We start from the raw sequence: 22,682 nt of genomic DNA, 5'->3' as shown, positions 1-22,682 counted from the left end.
GTTAATCAATTTATTATGATAAAAAGAATTTTTCAAATCTGTAGTATTGCCCTAGTAATGTATAGTTGCCAAGAAGAACAAAAAAATGATCCTTTTACTATCTCTCATAATAGAATAGGCTTATTAACTAATACAACTCTTATCAAAAAATTAGATTCTGTTTTTGCGAATGACTCTATCGTAAAACGTACTAATGACAATCAATTTTTAAATCAATCAAATGAAATAGAAGTATATGAAAAAGGAGGAAAGAAACTTTTAATTTTAGAGGCTCGTAAAGAAACTACTTCTAGTACTATAGAAAATATTCAGATTATAGATCCTAGATATAAAACCTCATCTGGCTTATCTTCGGGTAGTGTGTTTAAAGATATTAAAGATCATTATCAAATTTCCAAAATCAATAATACACTAAGTACAGCAGTGATATTTGTAGATAGCATCCAAGCATATTTTACTATTGATAAAAAAGAATTACCAAACAAATTTAAATCCACCACATCTATAGAAATAAAAGATACTGATATCCCTGATTCTGCTAAAATCAAACACTTCTGGATCAACTGGGATGCAAAATAAACATTATAAGAATACGAACATCTTACTATCTGCTTTCCTGTATTTACTATAGAATCAGCACATCGACAAGGATCTTAAATGAAAGAAAAATACAAAAAACATCTTCCGCTAATCATTGGAAAATATCTCCATTTACTTTTCTTTTTTAATCCCAAAAAAGCACTTAATAAAGCATATACTATATTTTGCACGCCAAGAAAAGGAAAAGTATTGCCTGAACAAGATACATTTCTCGAACAAGCTGAAGATGAAATTATTTACATAGATAATATTACGCTACAAACATATAGATGGCCTAACTTAGGAGAAACTATATTGCTTATACATGGATGGGAAAGCAACACCCACCGATGGAAAAATCTTATCCAAAAACTACAACAAGAAGGATATAATATTATCGCTTTTGATGCTCCTGCTCATGGTAATTCATCTGGTAAAATTTTTAACATTCCCTTATACACAAAATGCATTCAAAAGATAGTTGAACTATATCGACCTAATTATGTCGTAGGGCATTCTTTAGGAGGAATGGCAACTATATTTCATCAATATTCCTTCCCTGATCAAGAAATAAAAAAAATAGTTGCATTAGCTCCACCCTCAGAATTGTCAAGGATTATGAGAGATTATCAAGGGATTTTAAAATTCTCTCCTAAATTCATGAAAGCCTTGAATAGTTATTTTAAAGATAAACACGGTTTTTATTTTGAAGAATTTTCATTGTCTGAATTTGTAAAAAAGCTAACAATTACTGGACTATTGATTCATGATAAGAACGATGATATTGTTCCTTATTCAGAAGCAGAAAACATTAGTAAAAATTGGAATACTGTTCAATTTATTACTACAGAAAATTATGGGCATTCGTTATTTTTTAAAGAAGTAGATTATATGATTATCGATTTTCTAAAAGCATAAAAAATATTTTTCCTTACCTCTCTACAATCTTATTCTTCTAATAAGACTACTTTCCTATATAAGAAAATAATGTTTTCTAACTAAATGATATATAGTAGTACCTAAAAAAGAATACTTCACTCATTTATAAGTATTGGTCACTCATTATTAATTACACAAAAAATATTTTTAGCATAGGTTTACTATAAATATAAAATCATGAGAAATACAATATATACTTTACTATTACTAATCAGCTTTTCTACTATATCTGCACAAATAAAAGGGAATGCTATAACAATTTCTAGGCAAGGCAGTATATTAGGAGAAAATAATATTATTAATGATGAAATAAGTCAATTCAGAAAACAAACTTTAACTCCAAACCCTTTAATAACAATAGATATTAAAGCATTACATAATACTGTTGCTGATTCATATACTGCTATATTTAATATTGTACAAATTGGAAAAACCTCTGAAGAAACAAATAGATTAATGTCGGAGAGGATAACAAAGGTAAAGAAAGCCTTACTTTCTAAAGGTATTCTCGAAAAAAATATCATTCTTGATATTATATCGTTTGTTCCTGTTTATGAAACTGTAGTAGAAAAAAAACTATTTAGTAAAAAATACAATGAAGTTCCTAAAGGTTTTGAAATACAACAAAACATTCATATAAAATTTACTAAAGTAAAGCAATTCGAAAAAATACTATCTGCTTGTGCAAATAATGAAATCTATAACCTTGTTAAAGTTGATTATTTTATAAATGATATACAAAATGTATATCGCCAATTACGTGTGGAACTTCTAAAAAGTTTAAAAGAAAAACAACAATTCTATACTGATTTAGGCTTTGACTTAACAATATATTCCCCAACTGTTGCAGACACTAAATATTGTCGTTTTCCTAAAGAGTTTTATAAAAACTATAAAGCTTTTAATAGTATTTCTATAGAAGCACTTAGCAAAAAACAAGGAGTTATAAAAGCAACAAAACAAACTTCTTATTATTATGATCCCATTTCTTACAACGACTATGATATTGTTATAAACCCATCTATATTAGAACCTGTAATCCAAATAGGTCTAGAAGTAAAACTACAATACACCCCTAAAACAAAAGAGCAAAAACCAGTTGAAAAAGAAATTATACAGCCTAAATACTTTTTAATCTCACCTGATGGTAATATTGATATTAAAGAACTAAAATTAAGCTAGAGATAATTATTAATTGATGCTAATTTTGAAAATAATATTTTTTTTACTTCATCTCTAAATCACTAAAGTTTTAAAACTAAACCACTCTGCACTACAAGACGCAAGAAAGGTTTACTCTAAAGACTAAGCATCTTAAAACCTGAAGATTCAACTTTCTTAAAAAACAAATACTTATAATCATTACTTTTAAATAGTATCTTTGCACACTATAGTATTAGTATGCCAGAAAAAACACTCATCAGATTAAACAAATACCTAAGCGAGGTTGGTTATTGTTCGCGTCGTGAAGCCGATAAACTAATTGATCAAGGTCGTGTAACTATTAATGGAAAAATCCCAGAAATGGGGACTAAGGTCACTCCCAAAGACATTGTTTCTGTTGATGGTAAGTTAATTAGCAAACAAAAAGAAGAACACGTATATTTAGCTTTTAATAAACCTGTAGGTATTGTTTGTACTACCGCACAGAATGAAAAAGATAATATTGTTGATTATATAAATTATCCTAAGCGTATTTTTCCTATTGGTAGATTAGATAAACCTAGCGAAGGCCTTATATTTTTAACCAGTGATGGAGATATCGTTAACAAAATTCTTAGAGCAAGAAATAATCATGAAAAAGAATACTTGGTAACTGTAAACAAATTAATCAGCCCACTATTTATAAAACGGATGAGTAATGGAATTCCCATTCTTAATACAATTACCCGTAAGTGCGAAGTAGAACAGATTAGTAAATATGATTTTAGAATTATACTAACTCAGGGATTAAATCGACAGATTCGTAGAATGTGCGAGTATCTAGGTTACGACGTGATTCGATTAAAGCGAATAAGAATCATGAATGTTGCATTGGATGTACCTGTTGGAGAATGGAGGTATTTAACAGAAAAAGAATTAAACGTTCTTAATGCTGATATTGGAGATTCTAGTAAAACAGAAGAAGCTTCTATATTAGAAAATACTAAACCTAATCATAACAACACTTCTAGTCGCTTTATTCCTAAAAACGACAAAAAAAGAAATTCTAGCACAAAGAATTCTCACAAATCAAGGGATAAAAAGCGCAGAGATCGTTAAAATTAATTGACACTACTCTATTACATTTTTAAAAAAATCAATAATTTTGGTAGTCATATAAAAAATCACGTGGTGTCCTACTAAAGAAATTTTATCCGGAAAATGGTTTTACTATATTTATGTAATATCTTATAGATTTGATTTACAACTACTTAAGCAAAACATAAATTTTTATTCTTCGTATAGCCAAAAACATCAATTTTCTTTTTTATAAATTTATAATATCTCTAAAAAGCTTAACTACAAAGTTAAATTCCATAATTTTTTTTTAATAAAAAAAGAAATATACTATGTTTTTTAACATATTTAAGAGTAATATTTTCATATTTTAACAAGTACTTAACCAAAATACTAAAACAATCATGAAAAAAATTTTACTCATAAGTATATTAATAACATTAATTATAGTTAGCTGCGGAGTTCCTCAAGCCGATTATGATAAGTTATCCGAAGAGAATAAAAAATTAATTCTGAAAAATAAAAAGTTAACTCAAAAAATCACAGAATGCCAATTAACTCCTAGCCAAATCCTTGAGCAAGCTGAGGAATACTACGATGAATTAAATTACATAAAAAGTAAAGATAGACTCACAGTTTTAATCGACAAATACCCTCGTTCTAAGGAGGCTAGAAAAGGAAAAAGCCTACTTAAAAAGGTAAAAAAAGAAATTCTGGAAACTGAAAAAGCTTTAGAAAAAGACAAACTCAAAGAAGATAATGATGAAGCATATAAAAAAGCACTCTCTAAGATGAAAAAGAAATACGATGTTACTAAAGAAATAACATGGTACTCTGATAAATCCTCTACCAAGCTTAACAATCAAAATTTTATTTATACATATGTAGGCAAAAAAGAAAAACGCAAACCTTGGCTAGGATTGACTATTAATTATTTTACCAAAAAAGAATGGTTATTTATACAAAGAATGGAAGTAGATGTAGATGGAAAAATCTTTGAAATAGAAGAAAACAGCCCAGGAGAATTTAAATCAAAAGAAGAGTCAGGTGGAAAAAGAGAATGGTTAGATCGTATTATAAAAGACTTTGATATGCCAATGATAAAAGCAATTGCTTCTGCAAAAGTTGTTAAGATTAGTTTTTTTGGCAAGGATGATGTTGATAAAAGAACCATAAGTAGCTCAGAAAAAAAAGCTATAAAAAATGTTCTAATGACCTATGAAGCTCTTCGATCAATTAAATAAATTGATGCCAATCATAAAGAATCTAAAAATACGTCTATAGGATAATTAGATATAATAATTTAATTCTTAGCTGAATTGACAAAACCATATATAAACCTACGTCTTTTTGTATCAAATAGCTATAAATTGCTTACTCCTAAATCACAGAATATCAAAAAAAGAATTAAAAGAAGATATACAGTAGTACTAAATATAGGATAATATAAATACAAACTCTTTTATGACTTTCTTTTTTTAAAACTAGTATAAAAAATGGTTCCTAATCGAATACTTCAAATTTGTTAATGATTTGGTAAAAATTCTCACTATATTTTGCCCCGGAATAAACTCAACAAAAAAAGATGGATTTTACAAGCCCCTTGGTATATGGAGTACCTTGTTTTTTAGGACTAATTTTATTAGAACTTACCTATAGCAAAACCCATGATGACCATAAAGATTTATATAACTGGAAAGATTTAACCGCTAGTCTAACGATGGGGGTAGGATCAGCTTTTTTAGGCCCTCTGATAAAAACAATATTTTCTATTGTACTATTCAATTTTGTATACGAAATATTTAATCCCGAAGTAAATGGCATTAGAACAAACATAATGGGATGGACATCATTTGGTTATGCTTGGTATGTATGGCTAATATGTCAACTTGCAGATGATTTTACGTATTATTGGTTTCATAGACAGAATCATATGGTTAGAGCTTTATGGGCTGCACATATTGTTCATCACTCATCAGACAACTTTAATTTAGGCACTGCCGTTCGTAATGGATGGTTCACACTTTTATACAAACCTTTATTTTATATGTGGCTTCCTGCAGTAGGATTTCCTCCAGAGATGGTAGTCGTTTGTCTTGGTATAGAAGCTTTGTGGCAATTTCAGCTTCACTCTGTATACATTCCAAAAATGGGGTTTATAGAAAAAATCTTCAATACACATACAATGCACCAAGTACATCATGCAAAAAATGTAGAATACATGGATAAAAATCATGGAGGATTTCTTAATATCTTTGATAGAATATTTGGTACTTGGAAAGCTCTGGATGAAAATATAGAAATCCAATATGGTGTTACTCATGCCCCTAATTCATATAACCCATGGACTATCCTTACTCATGAGTATAAAGATATATGGAATGACACTAAAAAATCAAAAAATATATACCATAAATTTATGTATATTTTTGGTCCTCCTGGATGGAGTCATGATGGTAGCACACTTACAGTAAAACAGATGCAAAGAGAACTTAAGTCTAAAAAAAATAATTAATAAAAACTCTTATAAGGTTACTTTTGATCAAAAAAATAGTATACTACTCTCTAAATTATAGTAGTTATGAATTATCAAGATAGTATAGATCAGCAACGCTTATTTTTTAATACGAATAGCACAAAAAATATCTCTTTTAGAATTCAGGAATTAAAACGCCTAAAAAGTAGTATTAAAAAAAATGAAACACTCCTATATAATTCTATTTATGCTGATTTTAAAAAATCTGAATTCGAAACCTATACTACAGAATTATCTATAATATATCACGAAATTGATCTTGCCCTAAGCAAAATCCACAAATGGATAAAAAAAAGAAAAACTACTACTAACCTAACCAACCTTCCTGGAAAAAGTTACATTATTCCAGAACCTCTCGGTACTGTACTTGTCATTGGAGCTTGGAACTACCCTTATCAATTATCATTATGTCCTGCTATCGCTGCAATTGCAGCCGGATGTACTGTAATCCTTAAACCTAGTGAAATACCATCAAACACCTCTACAGCTATAGCTCGACTTATAAATCAAAACTTTGATCCATCTTTTTTTAAAGTTATTGAAGGTGGCATTGAAGAAACCTCTGAATTATTAAAAATTAAATTTGACAAAATATTTTTTACCGGTAGTGCACCTGTCGGTAAGATAATCTATCAAGCAGCAGCAAAACATCTAACACCAGTAACTCTAGAATTAGGAGGTAAAAGCCCTGCTATAATTACTAAAGATGTAGATATCCAAATGACTGCTAAAAGATTAGTCTGGGCTAAATTCCTCAATGCAGGACAAACATGTATTGCTCCTGATTATGTTTTAATAGAATCTGTCATTAGAGATAAATTTTTGATCGCTATAAAAGATCAAATCAACAAGGCTGATTACAATGTCAATCATCAAAATTATACCCAAATAATTACTCACAAACATTTTAAACGACTTGTCTCATTAATTAACCCAAATAAAGTTTATATAGGAGGTGATCATAATTTAAAAGAAAGAATTATATCTCCAACAATACTAAAAGATGTAAAATTTAGTGATAAAATAATGCAAGAAGAGATTTTTGGTCCCATCTTACCTATACTCACATTTGATTCTATTGAAAAAGCGATTAGTGATATCAAGACATTACCCAAACCTCTTTCTTGTTATGTATTTACCAAAAGTAAGTGTATAAAGAATAAAATTCTAAACGAAGTTTCTTTTGGAGGTGGAGCTATTAATGATGCTGTAATGCATTTTACAGAACAATCCCTCCCTTTTGGAGGTGTTGGAGATAGTGGAATTGGAAACTACCATGGAAAATATGGTTTTGACACATTCTCCCATTATAAAAGTATCTTACAAAAACCATTTTGGATAGAACTTAACCTAAAATATGCTCCATATAGCGCAAAGAAACTAAAATGGTTAAAATGGATTATTGGATAGTTCGTAACAAAAAAGCGTATGATACAAATAAAATTATAGCATTGCTCTAATAGTAAAAACGAGAAGGTATAATTTATTTTCAGAAACAAACATTTTGTTTTCATTTTCAATCAAATCAAAAAATATTTCATCAGGAGATTCTTTATATTCTTTTAAATATTAGATAATTAACCCTCCTTTAGCAAGTAATGAACCCCATATCCCATTACTGGATTCTCTTATAGATAATTAAAGAGCTATACTATAGAATGAAATTCTACCTTTGTGTTATTTTAGACACTCAATCATTCTTCTATAGAATTTACATTTCTAAACTCAAGAAAATCGCGGATTATTCTATAATTTATAAAAACAATACGTTGTCTAACTCGTTTTCAAATTATTACCTATATTTTTATTCAAGCGATGGTTTTCCGTAATATTTTTAAAAAAATCTATCGTAAATTAGATTCACAAAAAACATACCCCCCCTAATTCATTTGTATATTATTACAATTAACTATAAGTAAAACCATTAAGTCAATTACAAATATGTAAATAGATTTATTAACCAATAAAAAAAGTCATGAGTCTAATCACAATAGCAAGGAAGTGTGGTGTAACTCTAAACTCTATCAAAGATCTTATTAATGGTAATGTAGAAGATAGTGTTGCTAAAAAATTAGGTGTTACCACCGCTTCATTACAAACTTTTGTAGATGGAGGAACCAGTAATGGACTTGCCTACAAAATAGAAATAACTCCATCAAGTCTACAGAAATTAAGAACTTCAATTGGTCGACAAGGAGCAATCGGATTAATTCTTAGACTATTATTAACTTAGATATGATCATGTAGATTACATCATTAGTATACCTCGTTACTATCTATAGGATATTGTAATGAAACTACATAACAATCGACTCATCCTATATGATCAAAGAATTTAAAGAATTTTCGACTAATGCCGTATTAAAAATCGGAGATAAAGAACTATTACAAGCATACACAACATCCACGCTTATAGAGTTATATACTTTTATTTGGTGTAGAGATGCTGAGGTAATTCTAGAAATTGATGGGGTCTCTACTATTTTAAAAAAAAATGCAATAATTGTACTAACTCCTAATCAATATATTAGGTTCATTGACGCTTCAGATATTATAGTATATCAGTTTAATCGAGAATTCTATTGCATTAAAGATCATGATAAAGAAGTTAGTTGTATGGGAATCCTTTTTTATGGAAATAGTAGCATCTCCATAATCGAACTAGAAATAAAAGAGCAAAAAAAATTAGATCAATTACATAATGTTTTTTTAGATGAATTAGACACCGTAGATACTATACAAGCTGAAATGCTTCGTATGCTAATGGCTAGATTTATAATCACTACTACTCGCTTAATTAAACAACAAAATAATTACAATACCCCAGAAATCCAGGTAGATCTAATAAGAAATTTTAATATTTTAGTAGAAACACATTTTAGAGAGAAACATACTGTTGGATTTTATGCCGAAAAATTATTTAAATCATCTAAAACACTTTCTAATAATTTTTCAAAATTTGGAAAAAGCCCTCTACAGATTATTCATGATCGAATAATTCTAGAAGCTAAACGCTTACTTATCTATACAAATAAATCAGCCAAAGAGATTGCTTACGAAATTGGTTTTGAAGATGCATCTCACCTCAGTCGAATGTTTAAGAAACATACCTCTATTTCACCATCAGAATTTAAAAAACAGCTAAAATTAAATCCCGTAAAGGGGTATTAATTCGGTCTTCAAATAAAAAGAAAGATTATACTTTTTTATATTATAAAAATAACATAAATATGTAAAACTTTATTTAGTAGTTCAAAAACTAATATAATACTGCCATAAAATGAAAAAAATTATTCCTTTATTATTACGAATCATTATAGCAATAATTTTAATTCAGACTTTAAGATATAAATTTATTGCCCATCCAGATAGCGTATATATTTTTACAAAAGTTGGTATAGAACCTTATGGCAGAATAGTAACGGGAATCATAGAATTGATTGCAGGGATTCTAATTTTAATCCCTAAAACAGCATGGATCGGTGCTATGTTAACGCTTAGTATTATTGGTGGAGCTATTATGATGCACTTAACAAAAATTGGAATTGAAATCAATAATGATGGAGGAATTCTTTTTATTACTGCTGTAACAACTTTTATATTAAGTGCAATTATTCTATGGATTAGACGAAGAGAGGTTAAATTTTTTTGAATCTCTTTTCTTTTAGCGTATACTTTTATACCAAAATTTATAAAAATATATATTCTTAGATAAGTATTACATCTAATCTCCTACCAAAATAAACTTTCAACTTCAGGTAATAAAACAGATCAATTTCCATTTTTAAATTAAACCTAAGACGTTATTATAAACCTGAATTTCTATAAAAAATAATATTCTTCATATTTTCTATAAACATACTTCAAAAAGTATATCACTACAGAGGTATTTTCTATCTATACGGGAATAATTGACAAGTTCTTGGGAAAAATCACTATTCCATACCCCTCATTAGTATCGCATCTTTGTATCACTAATTTAAAACTATATAAGATGGCAACACAGAACAAATCAATATTCAATTTAATAGAGATATTTAGCAACGGAAGAAAAAAAGTAATCAATGTTATACATCCTAAAACACATTGTGAACAAAAAGGCATTCATGATTTTTATTGTGCCCCAGAAAAGGGCTAAGCAAAAAACACTTTAATCAGAATGGGAAATTTTGACAAGTAATCGGGAAAAATAACCATTCTATAACGCCTTTTTATACAAGATCTTTGTACCAGATAATTTCAAACAATAATAAATAATAAGTAATAACAAATCCCGAAATAAATTTCGGAATACTAAAAACTAAAACTATGAGCACATTTAATGTTCCAACAAGAGAAGAAGTAAACACAACTAATCAAGCAATATTTGATAATCTTAATAAAGCACTAGGATTTGTACCTAACTTATATGCTACTTATGCACATAGTGAAACAGCTTTAGAAAATTACCTAAATCTTTCTAATGCAAAAACATCTCTTTCTGCAAAAGAAAAAGAAGTAGTAAACTTAGCTGTTAGTGAAGTAAATGGATGTATTTACTGTTTATCTGCACATACAGCTATAGGAAAAATGAACGGTTTTACAGAAGATCAAATCTTAGAACTTAGAGCAGGACAAGCACCTTTTGATTCAAAACTTAATGCATTAGCTAACTTAGCTAAAAATATTACTGAAAATAGAGGAAAAGCTGATCAAGAAGTAACAGAAAATTTCTTTAATGCTGGATATACCAAAGGAAATCTTATAGATACTATAGTACTCGTTGGAGATAAAACTATTTCTAATTACGTTCATAGTACAACTAAGGTACCCGTAGATTTTCCTATTGCACAACCATTAGAAAGTACAAAAGCTTAATTATATAATACATAGACTTCACAAGCCATACAAACTTGTGAAGTCTTAAAAAAAACAATTTTTAAATCATATATAAATTTTATTAAAATCATGAAAAAATTAATTACAATATTCTCATTCGTTATAGCAATTGCATTTAGCACTCAGGCACAAGAAGTAAAAACGGTATCTTTAGAACAAACTAAAGGAGAATTTACCCAAAAAGAAATTACAGTATCAGAAGGAAGTTATGTCTTCAATATTTCTAACAATAATGTAGGAACAGATGTTGGTTTTGTATTAATCCCTGAAGGAAAAGATGCTTCTGATGCTAAAAATCATATTAAATCGGCTTATGTAACCAAAGTAGTTGCAGATGGTAAAACAGAAAGCACTAATACTGTTACATTAAAAAAAGGGACATATAAATATTTTTGCCCTTTAAATAAAACTCCACAGTATACCCTAACTGTAAAATAGTTTTTAATGTCATACCAATTAAACTCTTAAAATGAGCACATAATTATTTCTCTTTTTCCGTATTATTTCAAAAAAAATAGAACTATAATTATTGTCTCGGATAGAATTTTTAATGATATATTTAATCAATCTATCCTATTTTAAAGTTCAATTAGCATAAAACCTAAAACCTTGTTAATCTCGATTAATAAGGCTTTAGGTTTTATATTTTTGCCAAAATTAAATTAATGAAAAAAATTATAATTTTTGCATCATTTATTCTTGCAACTATAGCCTGTAAAAAGAATTCTACTAACGAAAAACATATTAAAAAACAAGAAAACATAGAGGTTAGAGACTCTAAATACTTAGTAGATAATAATAAAAAAAAGATCAGAACAACAGCCGAAGCAATTGCTCATGCAAACGGATTCCAATATTGGAAAAAAGTAACAGAAATAAAATTCACTTTTAATATTGATAAAGACACTACTCATTTTGAACAATCATGGAGTTGGAAACCAAAAAATGATGTAGTAACCTTAATCTCTGAAAAAGATACCATAACATATAATAGAACTACGATAGATAGTATTTCTATCAAAACAGATCAAGAATTTATCAATGATAAATTTTGGTTACTCGCCCCATTTAATTTGGTATGGGACGCTTCAAATTTTACCTCAGAGCATCAAGTAAATGCTATAGCTCCAATAAGTAAAACTAAAATGCAAAAATTAACTGTCGTATATAAAAATAAAGGAGGGTATACTCCAGGAGACGCTTATGACTTTTATTTTGAAGGAGATTTTATTATTAAAGAATGGGTTTATAGAAAAAAGAATCAATTAAAACCATCCATAAGTACTACATGGGAAGATTATCAAGATTTTAGTGGTATTAAAATTGCTAAAACTCATAAGGTAAACCAAGGAAACCGGACACTCTACTTCACAGGAATTGAGATCATTACCCAATAACTTAAATGTATTAGATATCGTAATTTTTTTAAACCTATCTAAATCATATTTCACCAATAAATCTTAAAGTTAAAGAATACTCTTGTGGTACAATTCATGGAGGAAAAGACAATAAACGCACATTGACATACTAATAAAAAACAATAAAACTTCATTAAAAATAAAATTAATTCAGTTTAATTCATAAATTTATACAATTATTTAAATTAAATTGTTAAATTATATTTTGAACAAAGACATTACCATAAAGTTATTTGAAAGGTTTAAACAAGGAAATCAAGAAGCTTTTTGTGATATCTATAAAATATATTACAATAAACTATTACGCTTTGGTAGTATTTTTAGTAATGATTATAATTTGGTAGAAAATGTTATTCAGGATTTTTTCATAAAAATGTTCAAGACTCCAGACAAACTAAACCATGTAATCAATCTTGAAGTCTATTTGTTTAAATCAATTAAGCAAAATATAATATCAGAACTAAATAAAGAAAATCGTAGGACCGTAATTAGAAAATTAGTTATAGACCTAGATGATAAAGATGATTCTATAGAACAAGAATTAATCCGCAAAGAATTATCACAAGAAAGAATCTTATGGTTAAAATCTCATATTGATTCTTTACCTATCCGACAAAAAGAAATAATTTACTTACGTTTTTATGAAGGATTAAGTTACGATCAGATAACACAATTAACATCACTAAGTAATCAAGTAGCTCGCAATTATGTTTCTCGAGCATTGGATAAATTAAGACATAAAATGTTGCGTAAACAAAAATAATTAAAACTAGATTTCTTTTTTTCAATATCCCAATCCCTTTCATAGATTACGATTTTAGGTTAAACACAAAAAAACAAAATCTTCAAAATCAGTATATTACATTATATTTTATCCCAGTATATTCTCTTCTCTCCTATCTTATAGACACTATCAATGCACCTATCCTGTGAAGAACTATTAGTCCCTAATTAAACAATTATTTTCATCTTTTCAAAATTCTAAAGGTTACAAAACCAAAACTTAAGCTTCTATCTTAATTGTAGGGTCGTTTGTTTTTAAAACCCCTCTACAAAAACATACATCATATCATATGTAAAGGTTCTTAACTCATATAACAATCTTAAAACCCACAATCATGAAAAAGCTATCTATTTTTTTATTTCTGGCAATCAACCTAATCACCAATATTAAAGCGCACAATATCAGTAATTTAGACGACAAAAGATATGTTAAAAATGAATTATCACAACAATCAAGCACAAAAAAATGTTTAATTAAATTTAGAATTCCAATAGAAATCGCAGATCTCCCTTCAGGATTTAATACTTTATATTTTATCACAAACTTTGTAGATCAAAATCCAGAAAAAAAACAATATGTCGATTGGGGTGGCGGTCAATGGACATATGATCAACATAAAGGTACTGATTTTTCTTTATGGCCATACCCTTGGATCACAATGAATCAAGAAATGACATATGCAGTAGCTGCTGCAGATGGGATTATCGTGGAAAAAATAGATGGAGAATACGATAAGACCTGCGGAAATATAGATGATATTTTTCAGCAAGATTTAACATGGAATATGGTTAAGATAAAACATATCGATGGAACTACTACTCTTTATGGGCATCTTAAGAAATACTCAATCACTAACAAACCAATCGGGAGTACCGTAAGAAAAGGAGAGTTTTTAGGCTATATCGGTAGTTCTGGATATTCAGAAGCTCCACATTTACATTTTGAAGTTGAAAAAAACGGAAAAACCATAGACCCTTATAAAGAAAGTTTATGGGAACAAACACAACCGTATTTGAATCCTGAAGTAATAGGAAATGTAGTACATTATAATTTTCCTAAAGTACACCCTTCAACGTTTGGAGGTATTGATAATATCCCGGATTGGGCAGAAAAAAATAAAAAATGTAATGAAAATGAGAATATAAAAAATTATAAATATTTTAAAAGTGGAGAACAAATCTGGGTTACCTCCTATATAGCTAATCAAACTCCCAATCTTAAACTTCATAATACCATACGAAAAGTTGAAGGAGATACATTATTTTACTGGAATCCTTCTACAGTAAATGTCCCCCAAAGAAACAGGTATTTTTGGGGATGGGCATGGGCAAGTGGTAATCCAAATGAGTCTGGATGGTATTACTATGAAACAAGTCTAGGAAATCAGAGTATCGTAAAAAGTTATTTTCATGTACAATACCGTCAACTTCTGGGACTAAAAACATTAGATTACCAACCAAGTGGTGATTACTTTCTTAATAACACTCCAGAAAACAGAAATTTTAAAACTGGTCAAGAAATTTATTTTACAGGATACTTTCAAAACCCAAAAGTGGGAGATCGAATTCGTTTCAAAATCTATAAACCAAATGGAACATTATATAAAAAATGGGAAGGCCTCATTGAAAATAAAGATTGGAAATTTTGGTCAGAAGCGATTGTACTAAAGGATGCAAGTTTCGGAAACGAGGAATGGTATTTTGAAGCACAATATGGTATGGAAGAACCAGATTTTATAGCTTTTACAGTATCTAACAAAACTAATAAAATCATATCCAAAAACGATCTAAATAAAGATATCTTTGCTATGTTTCCTAATCCGGTAACAGAAACTACCCGATTAAAATTATTAGAAAAACTTGATCAGAATGCGAATATCATCATTCAGGATATCACAGGAAAAGAAGTATATAAAAAACTATATACTTTAGACAATAAATTAGAAGAAATCACAATCGATTTAAGCTTCCTAAAAAACAATTTATATTTTCTGACAATAAAAGGGAATAACGATAATAACACCTTATTTAAAAGGAAATTTATAAAAAAATAAATTTCCTTTTAAATAAGGTAGAATAAAACAACCTGTTATATTTTTTGAATTAGCAACAATATTTTAAATATAACAACTAAACTAAAGGCTTCTAAAGATTAAATTTTAGAAGCCTTTTTTGACTATAATCATAAAATTACTTATTTTTTTTATTTATCAAGGTTACAAAACTAAAACTCACATATCTAACATATACAAGCAATTTACGCTAAAACAACAATTGATTCAAGTTTTAAATATAAAATCTAAATAAAAAAAGAATCGTAGATGAGTGACTTCTCCTTTTATAAAAACATGTCATTTGAGCAATTAATCGAGGATCCTGATTTTACAAATTGGGTACTTGCTCCATCAGATATAAGTAACTCATTCTGGAATGATTTTTTACAAACTTACCCAGAAAACAAAGAAACTATTACCACTGCTAAAGAATTCTTATTAGCTACAAAACATTATTTTGAAACAGACGATAAAAGTGATGATTATATTAATGATAAGCTTAAAAAAATTGTAGGACCTACTCTTCTCATTCATCAAAAAGAAGAAACAAAACTAACTATTAAAAGATACAGTAGTATATTTCACAAAATTGCTATCGCAGTCGCTATAGCAATTTTATTTACCTCTGGAATTTGGTTCTACAAAACACAGATCAGTGTTACTAATATGGATTACAAAACTGATTTTGCTGAATGGAAAACCATCAAATTACCGGATGAATCTATCGTAAATCTTAATTCAAATTCTAACCTTAAAATAGATGAAAATTGGTCTAAAGACAATACCCGAAAAGTATGGTTAGAAGGCGAAGCATTTTTCAAAGTTGAAAAAAAAATAGTAAAAAAAAGTAAGTTTCAAGTAATAACAAAAGGGTTAATCATTGAAGTCCTAGGAACTCAATTTAATGTACAGAACAGAGGAAATATTACAGAAGTCTTTTTAAAAGAAGGTAAGATAAAACTCAAAATGAATGGTAAAGAAGAATATCTCTTTCCTGGAGATTTTATATCATATTCTGCAATAGAGAGAAAAATTATTAAACGTAATAAAGTACCGCAAGAATCCTATACTTCGTGGAAAGATGGCACATTACAAATGGAAGATACCGTTAAGGAAATCTTTGCCAAAATAGAAGAAATTTATGGTACTCATATTGAAGTAAACGACACAACTATATTAAAAGAAACTAGGAAAGTGAGTATCCCTATGAAAGATATGGAAACTGTCATTCCGATATTAGAAGTTTCACTAAGCATTAAAATAATCGTAGATGATAACAAATTAATTATAAAATAGAATTCACAATTCTCTACCAACAGTTTTATAATATTTCGACATTTAAAATGAACAAAATATTAGCTACCCTTTTTTAAAAAAACAAGGATGTTAATATTTGATTTTATAGCTAAGGAAAAAAGAAAAATTAAAGTAATCAAAAAAGAATATAATGCAAAATCTAAAGTACTCAATAATATACATAATCTTTTTTATCACAATAATATATCCTAGTATAACTTTAGCTACTCCACAACAACGACCTCTTACAATGGTATTAGAAGAGATAGGAGAAAAATATCAAGTTTTTTTTACCTATGACTCTAAACAGCTTAATACTGTAAAGGTAGATTTCAAAACCAGAGAAAAAGAAAATTTAACTCTCGCAATCAATAGGCTACTAAACAAGACAAAGTTTGGTTACAAAACTTTTGGAGAAAAATACTATGTAATTTATGAAAAAACAAAAGAAAATGACCCTAACCTAAAAAAAATATTCTATCACTTAAGAGAGTTAGAAAAACTAGAGTCTGGTTCATCAAGTACAAAAAAAGAAAAAAAATCAAGTCAAGAAAAAAAAACCTTTATAGAAGGTACGGTAAGTGATACTCAAGGAACCCCTCTTATAGGAACGAGTGTAATAGTAAAAGGAACAAATAACGGTGTGATTGCTGATTTTGACGGGGTTTTCAAAATCGAAATACCTAAAAATGCTACTACTCTTGTATTTTCCTATCTTGGATTTAAAACGAAAGAAATCGATATTAAAAATAGCACCGATTTTAATATTATTTTAGAAGAAGAAAGAGGTCAACTAGAAGAAATAGTTGTTGTTGGATACGGTACAAGAAAAAGAAAAGAATTATCAGGAGCTATTTCTTCTATCTATGCAGAGGATATTGAAAATGCTCCAGTTCAAAGTTTTGATAAAGCAGTACAAGGTAGAGTTCCCGGAGTACAGGTAGTCAGCTCTGGAGCTCCTGGAAGTGCTGTAGAAATTAGAATTAGAGGAGTTGGATCTATTAATTCCGGAAATGAACCACTTTATATCATTGATGGAGTCCAAGTATTAAGTGGACAAGTCTCTGAAGTGAATACTCAAGATAATGTGTTGTCTTCAATCAATCCTAATGACATTATTTCTATTGATATATTAAAAGATGCTTCTGCCTCAATTTATGGAGCACAAGCAGCAAACGGAGTGGTTATTATAACCACCAAACGAGGTAAAATTGGAGCACCTCAATTCAACTTTAGTGCACAATGGGGAGTCCATAAAGTTATTAATCATCTTGATTTACTTACTGGACCAGAATGGACTGAATTGATCTTAGAAGGGTACGCTAATCGTTTTGGGATTACTAGCTCTCAGTATCAAAATCAATTAGCTAATCTGGGAAAACCAGAAGATGCTAAAAATTATGACTGGCAGGATTTATTATTTCAAGAAGGGTTTATGAGTAGTTATCAACTCTCTGCCAGAGGAGGAAGTGATAAAAGCAGGTATTTTATATCTGGATCTTATAATAATACCGAAGGGCATGTGATAGGTACAGGATTCGAAAGAGGAACATTACGTGTTAATTTAGATAATAATTTTAATGATCGGTTAACAACAAGTTTATCTACAAATTTTAGTATTACCAAAAATAATGCAACCACAGATGATGGATTCTTTTTTAACAACCCAACTGTAGCATCTGCATTTATTGTACCTACCAACTCCCCTTACAACGAAGATGGATCTATAAGAGAACCTCTTTTTGGATTATTTGATGAAAACCCTTTAGTAAATGAAAATCCTGATTTATATGATGAATCATCTGTTACCTATAAAATCCTAACATCATTTACATTAGATTATAAACTATTTAAAAATGTAAAGTTTAAATCTGTTTTGGGGTTTGATTTTCTTAGTAATAATTATAATTTTTTTGGTAGTCCAGAAGCAAAAGTAGCGGCTAACACAAGAGGAAGAATATATAAAAGTAATAATAGAATTACCAATTGGCAGACAGATCAAATATTCTCATATAATAACGTATTTGGAGATATTCATAGTTTAGAAACTTTGGTTGGAGTAACTTATAGACAACAAAAAACTAATTATTTTTTCACAAGTGGAGAAAATCTTATTTTATCCAATCTTACATCCCTAGAAAATGCAGTCACCCCTAATCAAATAGGAGGTTTTGATGCAGAATGGAAATTAGCAGGTCTTTTTGGGCGATTAAACTACACCTTTGATAACAAATATATCCTAACAGCTTCTATTAGAAGGGATGGTTCTTCTCGTTTCGGAAAAAACAAAAGATGGGGGTGGTTTCCATCCATATCAGCTGCTTGGAGGTTATCCTCAGAAAGTTTTATGAAAAAAATAGATAAAACTATAAATGACCTTAAAATAAGAGCTAGTTATGGGATCACAGGAAATGCAAATATAGGTAACTTTGCATCCAAAGGATTGTTTACACCTAATTCTTATATTACCTCAGGAGGATTAACTCCGCTTACTATTGAGAACCCAAACCTCTCCTGGGAGCAATCAGAATCCTTTAACATAGGATTAGACACCCAACTCTTTAACAATCGCATAGCACTTACGATAGATTATTTTTTAAGAAAAACAAAAGATCTTATTCTTGCCAGACCAATACCCGAAACCACAGGGTATTCTAGTTTAACAGAGAATATAGGAGCAGTAGAAAATAGAGGGGTTGAACTATCTTTAAGTACAACAAATATAGAAACTGCGAATTTTTCATGGAATACCAATTTTAATATTGCAACTATAAAAAATGAAATAACTGCTCTAACAGACCAAGTAAATCAAATTACAGACAATACCTCAGGAACAATTAACCAAGTAGGGGAATCTTTAAACTCCTGGTATGCTATACGATGGGCAGGAGTAAATCCTGCAGATGGACGACCTATGTATTATGATAAAAATGGACAATTAACTTTTAACCCCACAGAGGATGATCGTGTTATAGTTGGTAATAGTATCCCAACTTTTACAGGAGGATTGACCAACAGTTTTTCCTACAAAAACTTTAGTGTCTCTGCTTTTTTTCAATATTCTGGTGGAAATTACTTGAGAAACAGATTAGCTTTTTCGACCAAAGCTTCTGGTAGCTATGGTGATAGGAATCAACAAAGAAGTGAGTTAAATCGGTGGCAAAAACCTGGAGATATTACAGATGTCCCTATTGCTGTTAATGGATTTGCTTATGATGCCAGACCAGGAAATGAATATAGTTCTAAACACATAGAAAAAGGAGATTACATTCGATTAAAAGAGGTTAAAATATCTTACAATTTCCCTAATACCCTAATCGAAAAATTAAGCCTTACCAATATGAACATATACCTTAGTGGAACTAATCTATGGACAGAGACTCCATATACAGGTAGAGATCCAGAAATACTTGGAGGAGATGAAACAGGAGATTACCCACAATCAAAATCATATATCTTAGGAATTAATCTTGAATTTTAAAAAGATGAAACATAACAAAATTTATATTAATAGCATCATTATTATACTCATAATAACACTATTCAGTTCTTGCGATGATTTATTAGAAACAGAACCTAATGATACAGTAAGTAATGATGTCGCTTTAAGCGATTACAAAGGAAATCTAGCTATTCTAATAGGTGGGTATAATGGATTTCGTAATACAAATTATTATCAGAGAGATTTTATTGTAACTGCCGATGCACTTGCGGATAATATCAAACAAACGATTAATAACACTTCTAGACTTGATGGTATTGCAAATAATAGACCTTTCAATCATTTTAATTTTTGGTCAGAAGCCTATAAAGTAATTGCTTCCTCAAATTTTGTAATATCATCTGTAGACAATAATGTAATAACAGACGCATCTGCCAAAGACATAAATCAATTAAAGGCCGAAGCTTTATTTTTAAGGGCATTTGCTCATTTTGATGTCTTGAGAAGCTATGCACGTAACCCTAATCATGTTGTAAAAGAACCTTTAGGTATCCCGATAATCCTGCAACCTTACAAAACACAAGAAGCAATAGATTATCCTCCTAGAGAAACGATTAGCAAGTCTTATGACCAAATAATTTTGGACCTAAATACTGCTTTTTCAATAATTGAAAAGAATAATACATCTAATACCAAAGACAGAGCCAATCATATAACTATTCAAGCATTATTATCCAGAGTACATTTATATGCTGGTAACTGGAGAGATTGTATTACAGCCTCTGATTATGTTACCAATAACATAGATTTTTCTATTGAAACTAATAATTACACCAATATATTTTCTAAAAAATCAGAAACTATATTTGGGTTATCTTATTTATCTCATGAAAATCCAGGTCTTAATGGATCTCTAGAAGGTCTTTTTCATATTAATGAAGATGGTATTGGTTATGGAGATTTCGTTGCCAGACAAAATTTATATGAATCTATCGAAAGTGGAGATATTAGAAAAAATTTATATATCTCAGGTACTAAAGTTGGTGAAAGTGTCAATTTTATTGGAAAATATCTAGGATATTTAGGAGAATTTGGACTTGATAATATACCTCTTATTCGTCTTTCTGAAATAATCCTTAATAGAGCTGAAGCTAAAGCAGAAAATAATGACCTATCCGGAGCATTAATAGATCTTAATACGATAAGAAATAGAGCTGGTATTACAAATATCACTGCTACAACTAAAGAAAATATTATAGAGGCCACCCTAAAAGAGAGAAGGATAGAACTTGCCTTTGAGGGACACCGAATATTTGACCTTAAAAGAAAAGGCTCAGATATTCCAAAAGGAAACACTGGATTAGATTGTACAAGTGAATGTAGTATACCATATACTGATTTTAGAGTAATTGCTAATATCCCTATTTCAGAAATAGACGTAAATAACAACGTAAAACAAAATCCTGGATACCAGTAGTAAGTATTCTCTATAGCAATCAACAACCTCCTAAGCAAGCTTAAGAGGTATGCCTCAGAAATGTTTTTTTTGCTATCGGGGCAAACCTCGGGAATATTAACATCTCTATAAGTGATTAAAGACAGAACATTAAAACTACAATAAAATGAAAAAAATTATAATTATTATAGTCATCCTCTTTAATTTTTTCAGTTGTATAGAAGAAGAATCTTACATCTATGAAGGAGAAAGCACAATAACATTTGCCAAAAACAGTAGTAATGTACAACTAAGCGAGGGAGCTACAAAAGATTCTATAATCCCTGTAGAAATACAACTTATAGGAGCACAACAAAACTCAGAAATTAAAGTCTCTGTACAGAGTACTTTAAAGAATGAGAAACAAATTTCTTATCCAAAAAGCTTAATTATCCCTGCTAACAGTAGTACTACCATCCTTCCTATAACCCTACATAGTACTCAATTTACTATTGATGAAGAATTAGAGATACGCTATACAATATCAGCACAAGGATTAGAGACTAACGAAAATCTAAATCATTTTGCACTTACTGTAAAAATGAATCCATTACCGAAGTGCATTCCTGAAGTCTCCAAATACCTAGGTTTATATTCTATCACCAGTACTGATAAATGGGGCACTTACACCCCTGCCGGCAATGGCAATATAGCTCTAAAAGAAGATCTTAACATCTCTAATAGGTTACTCCACAGTAATTTTTATGGATGGTCTGAAGGAGAAGGAAATCAAACTGTATATTTCGATTTGTTTTGTGAAGATACTAATACCATAGTCGTTCCTGAGCAACAATATACTACTCCCGGAGGGTACTCTATAACCATAAAAGGAGGATCAGGAACGTATGACATTTCTACCAGAAATATGACTATTACGTTTGATGTCAATAATAGTGCAGATGGTGATTTCTCTATAACTGAAGTGTTCACCAAACAGTAAAAAACAAAAAAAGGGGGTATCATCATTAAAGATGATCGATTGAGCAAGTTGGAGATTTACGAATCTCTAACTTGTTCTTTTTAAGTTTCATTCCAGTTATTA

Annotated in this window: 20 protein-coding genes; all 20 read left to right on the top strand. The window is 29.4% G+C overall.

Annotated features, from left to right (window positions below):
- Window positions 1–15 precede the first annotated feature (15 nt).
- Window positions 16–579 carry a hypothetical protein gene (locus N456_RS01355; protein ID WP_062053114.1) on the top strand — a complete coding sequence of 188 codons (564 nt, stop codon included), beginning with the start codon at window positions 16–18 and terminating at the stop codon, window positions 577–579.
- Between the two features lie 78 nt (window positions 580–657).
- Entirely contained in the window at window positions 658–1,497 is an 840-nt protein-coding gene (locus N456_RS01350; protein WP_062053112.1) for an alpha/beta hydrolase, read from the top strand.
- A gap of 198 nt (window positions 1,498–1,695) precedes the next feature.
- Window positions 1,696–2,700 (top strand): SIMPL domain-containing protein, encoded by a 1,005-nt coding sequence (locus N456_RS01345; RefSeq protein ID WP_062053110.1) that lies wholly within the window; start codon window positions 1,696–1,698, stop codon window positions 2,698–2,700.
- A 219-nt stretch (window positions 2,701–2,919) separates the two neighbouring features.
- On the top strand, window positions 2,920–3,780 hold the full coding sequence (gene rluF / locus N456_RS01340; RefSeq protein WP_062053108.1) for a 23S rRNA pseudouridine(2604) synthase RluF: 861 nt from the start codon (window positions 2,920–2,922) through the stop codon (window positions 3,778–3,780).
- A 362-nt stretch (window positions 3,781–4,142) separates the two neighbouring features.
- The gene (locus N456_RS01335; protein WP_062053106.1) at window positions 4,143–4,982 is read left to right on the top strand and encodes a hypothetical protein; all 840 of its coding nucleotides are present in this window, start codon (window positions 4,143–4,145) and stop codon (window positions 4,980–4,982) included.
- Window positions 4,983–5,323: 341 nt separating this feature from the next.
- Window positions 5,324–6,253 carry a sterol desaturase family protein gene (locus N456_RS01330; protein ID WP_062053104.1) on the top strand — a complete coding sequence of 310 codons (930 nt, stop codon included), beginning with the start codon at window positions 5,324–5,326 and terminating at the stop codon, window positions 6,251–6,253.
- 66 nt (window positions 6,254–6,319) lie between these two features.
- A complete protein-coding gene (locus tag N456_RS01325; protein ID WP_062053102.1) occupies window positions 6,320–7,684 on the top strand; it encodes an aldehyde dehydrogenase in 1,365 nt (454 codons plus the stop codon).
- A gap of 565 nt (window positions 7,685–8,249) precedes the next feature.
- Complete coding sequence (locus N456_RS01320) at window positions 8,250–8,507, top strand: hypothetical protein (protein WP_062053100.1); 258 nt, start codon at window positions 8,250–8,252, stop codon at window positions 8,505–8,507.
- Between the two features lie 89 nt (window positions 8,508–8,596).
- Window positions 8,597–9,445 carry a helix-turn-helix domain-containing protein gene (locus tag N456_RS01315; protein ID WP_062053098.1) on the top strand — a complete coding sequence of 283 codons (849 nt, stop codon included), beginning with the start codon at window positions 8,597–8,599 and terminating at the stop codon, window positions 9,443–9,445.
- 109 nt (window positions 9,446–9,554) lie between these two features.
- Window positions 9,555–9,926, top strand: a complete 372-nt coding sequence (locus N456_RS01310) for a DoxX family membrane protein (protein ID WP_062053096.1) — start codon at window positions 9,555–9,557, stop codon at window positions 9,924–9,926.
- Window positions 9,927–10,268: 342 nt separating this feature from the next.
- Complete coding sequence (locus N456_RS24170; RefSeq protein ID WP_158447801.1) at window positions 10,269–10,412, top strand: hypothetical protein; 144 nt, start codon at window positions 10,269–10,271, stop codon at window positions 10,410–10,412.
- 170 nt (window positions 10,413–10,582) lie between these two features.
- Window positions 10,583–11,131 (top strand): carboxymuconolactone decarboxylase family protein, encoded by a 549-nt coding sequence (locus N456_RS01305; RefSeq protein WP_062053094.1) that lies wholly within the window; start codon window positions 10,583–10,585, stop codon window positions 11,129–11,131.
- Window positions 11,132–11,221: 90 nt separating this feature from the next.
- Window positions 11,222–11,590, top strand: coding sequence for a cupredoxin domain-containing protein (locus N456_RS01300; RefSeq protein WP_062053092.1), 369 nt, complete (start codon window positions 11,222–11,224; stop codon window positions 11,588–11,590).
- 227 nt (window positions 11,591–11,817) lie between these two features.
- On the top strand, window positions 11,818–12,549 hold the full coding sequence (locus N456_RS01295; protein ID WP_062053090.1) for a hypothetical protein: 732 nt from the start codon (window positions 11,818–11,820) through the stop codon (window positions 12,547–12,549).
- Between the two features lie 226 nt (window positions 12,550–12,775).
- Window positions 12,776–13,333 carry an RNA polymerase sigma factor gene (locus N456_RS01290; protein ID WP_062053088.1) on the top strand — a complete coding sequence of 186 codons (558 nt, stop codon included), beginning with the start codon at window positions 12,776–12,778 and terminating at the stop codon, window positions 13,331–13,333.
- 355 nt (window positions 13,334–13,688) lie between these two features.
- Window positions 13,689–15,407, top strand: a complete 1,719-nt coding sequence (locus tag N456_RS01285; RefSeq protein WP_062053086.1) for a peptidoglycan DD-metalloendopeptidase family protein — start codon at window positions 13,689–13,691, stop codon at window positions 15,405–15,407.
- Window positions 15,408–15,674: 267 nt separating this feature from the next.
- Window positions 15,675–16,703 carry a FecR family protein gene (locus N456_RS01280; protein WP_082422394.1) on the top strand — a complete coding sequence of 343 codons (1,029 nt, stop codon included), beginning with the start codon at window positions 15,675–15,677 and terminating at the stop codon, window positions 16,701–16,703.
- A 151-nt stretch (window positions 16,704–16,854) separates the two neighbouring features.
- On the top strand, window positions 16,855–20,184 hold the full coding sequence (locus N456_RS01275) for a SusC/RagA family TonB-linked outer membrane protein (protein ID WP_082422393.1): 3,330 nt from the start codon (window positions 16,855–16,857) through the stop codon (window positions 20,182–20,184).
- A 4-nt stretch (window positions 20,185–20,188) separates the two neighbouring features.
- On the top strand, window positions 20,189–21,622 hold the full coding sequence (locus tag N456_RS01270) for a RagB/SusD family nutrient uptake outer membrane protein (RefSeq protein WP_148639137.1): 1,434 nt from the start codon (window positions 20,189–20,191) through the stop codon (window positions 21,620–21,622).
- 145 nt (window positions 21,623–21,767) lie between these two features.
- A complete protein-coding gene (locus tag N456_RS01265; protein WP_062053078.1) occupies window positions 21,768–22,580 on the top strand; it encodes a hypothetical protein in 813 nt (270 codons plus the stop codon).
- Window positions 22,581–22,682: the final 102 nt, after the last annotated feature.

Origin of the sequence: Aquimarina longa SW024 (assembly GCF_001401755.1) — a bacterium.
Lineage (GTDB): Bacteria > Bacteroidota > Bacteroidia > Flavobacteriales > Flavobacteriaceae > Aquimarina > Aquimarina longa.
The sequence above is the reverse complement of the archived record's forward strand: the minus strand, read 5'-3'. Positions and strand labels throughout refer to the sequence as shown.

What these genes read in the sequence shown, in the direction of transcription:
- N456_RS01355 (WP_062053114.1), top strand. Translation starts at nt 16, where the DNA reads ATGATAAAAAGAATTTTTCAAATCTGTAGTATTGCCCTAGTAATGTAT.
- N456_RS01350 (WP_062053112.1), top strand. Translation starts at nt 658, where the DNA reads ATGAAAGAAAAATACAAAAAACATCTTCCGCTAATCATTGGAAAATAT.
- N456_RS01345 (WP_062053110.1), top strand. Translation starts at nt 1,696, where the DNA reads ATGAGAAATACAATATATACTTTACTATTACTAATCAGCTTTTCTACT.
- rluF (WP_062053108.1), top strand. Translation starts at nt 2,920, where the DNA reads ATGCCAGAAAAAACACTCATCAGATTAAACAAATACCTAAGCGAGGTT.
- N456_RS01335 (WP_062053106.1), top strand. Translation starts at nt 4,143, where the DNA reads ATGAAAAAAATTTTACTCATAAGTATATTAATAACATTAATTATAGTT.
- N456_RS01330 (WP_062053104.1), top strand. Translation starts at nt 5,324, where the DNA reads ATGGATTTTACAAGCCCCTTGGTATATGGAGTACCTTGTTTTTTAGGA.
- N456_RS01325 (WP_062053102.1), top strand. Translation starts at nt 6,320, where the DNA reads ATGAATTATCAAGATAGTATAGATCAGCAACGCTTATTTTTTAATACG.
- N456_RS01320 (WP_062053100.1), top strand. Translation starts at nt 8,250, where the DNA reads ATGAGTCTAATCACAATAGCAAGGAAGTGTGGTGTAACTCTAAACTCT.
- N456_RS01315 (WP_062053098.1), top strand. Translation starts at nt 8,597, where the DNA reads ATGATCAAAGAATTTAAAGAATTTTCGACTAATGCCGTATTAAAAATC.
- N456_RS01310 (WP_062053096.1), top strand. Translation starts at nt 9,555, where the DNA reads ATGAAAAAAATTATTCCTTTATTATTACGAATCATTATAGCAATAATT.
- N456_RS24170 (WP_158447801.1), top strand. Translation starts at nt 10,269, where the DNA reads ATGGCAACACAGAACAAATCAATATTCAATTTAATAGAGATATTTAGC.
- N456_RS01305 (WP_062053094.1), top strand. Translation starts at nt 10,583, where the DNA reads ATGAGCACATTTAATGTTCCAACAAGAGAAGAAGTAAACACAACTAAT.
- N456_RS01300 (WP_062053092.1), top strand. Translation starts at nt 11,222, where the DNA reads ATGAAAAAATTAATTACAATATTCTCATTCGTTATAGCAATTGCATTT.
- N456_RS01295 (WP_062053090.1), top strand. Translation starts at nt 11,818, where the DNA reads ATGAAAAAAATTATAATTTTTGCATCATTTATTCTTGCAACTATAGCC.
- N456_RS01285 (WP_062053086.1), top strand. Translation starts at nt 13,689, where the DNA reads ATGAAAAAGCTATCTATTTTTTTATTTCTGGCAATCAACCTAATCACC.
- N456_RS01280 (WP_082422394.1), top strand. Translation starts at nt 15,675, where the DNA reads ATGAGTGACTTCTCCTTTTATAAAAACATGTCATTTGAGCAATTAATC.
- N456_RS01275 (WP_082422393.1), top strand. Translation starts at nt 16,855, where the DNA reads ATGCAAAATCTAAAGTACTCAATAATATACATAATCTTTTTTATCACA.
- N456_RS01270 (WP_148639137.1), top strand. Translation starts at nt 20,189, where the DNA reads ATGAAACATAACAAAATTTATATTAATAGCATCATTATTATACTCATA.
- N456_RS01265 (WP_062053078.1), top strand. Translation starts at nt 21,768, where the DNA reads ATGAAAAAAATTATAATTATTATAGTCATCCTCTTTAATTTTTTCAGT.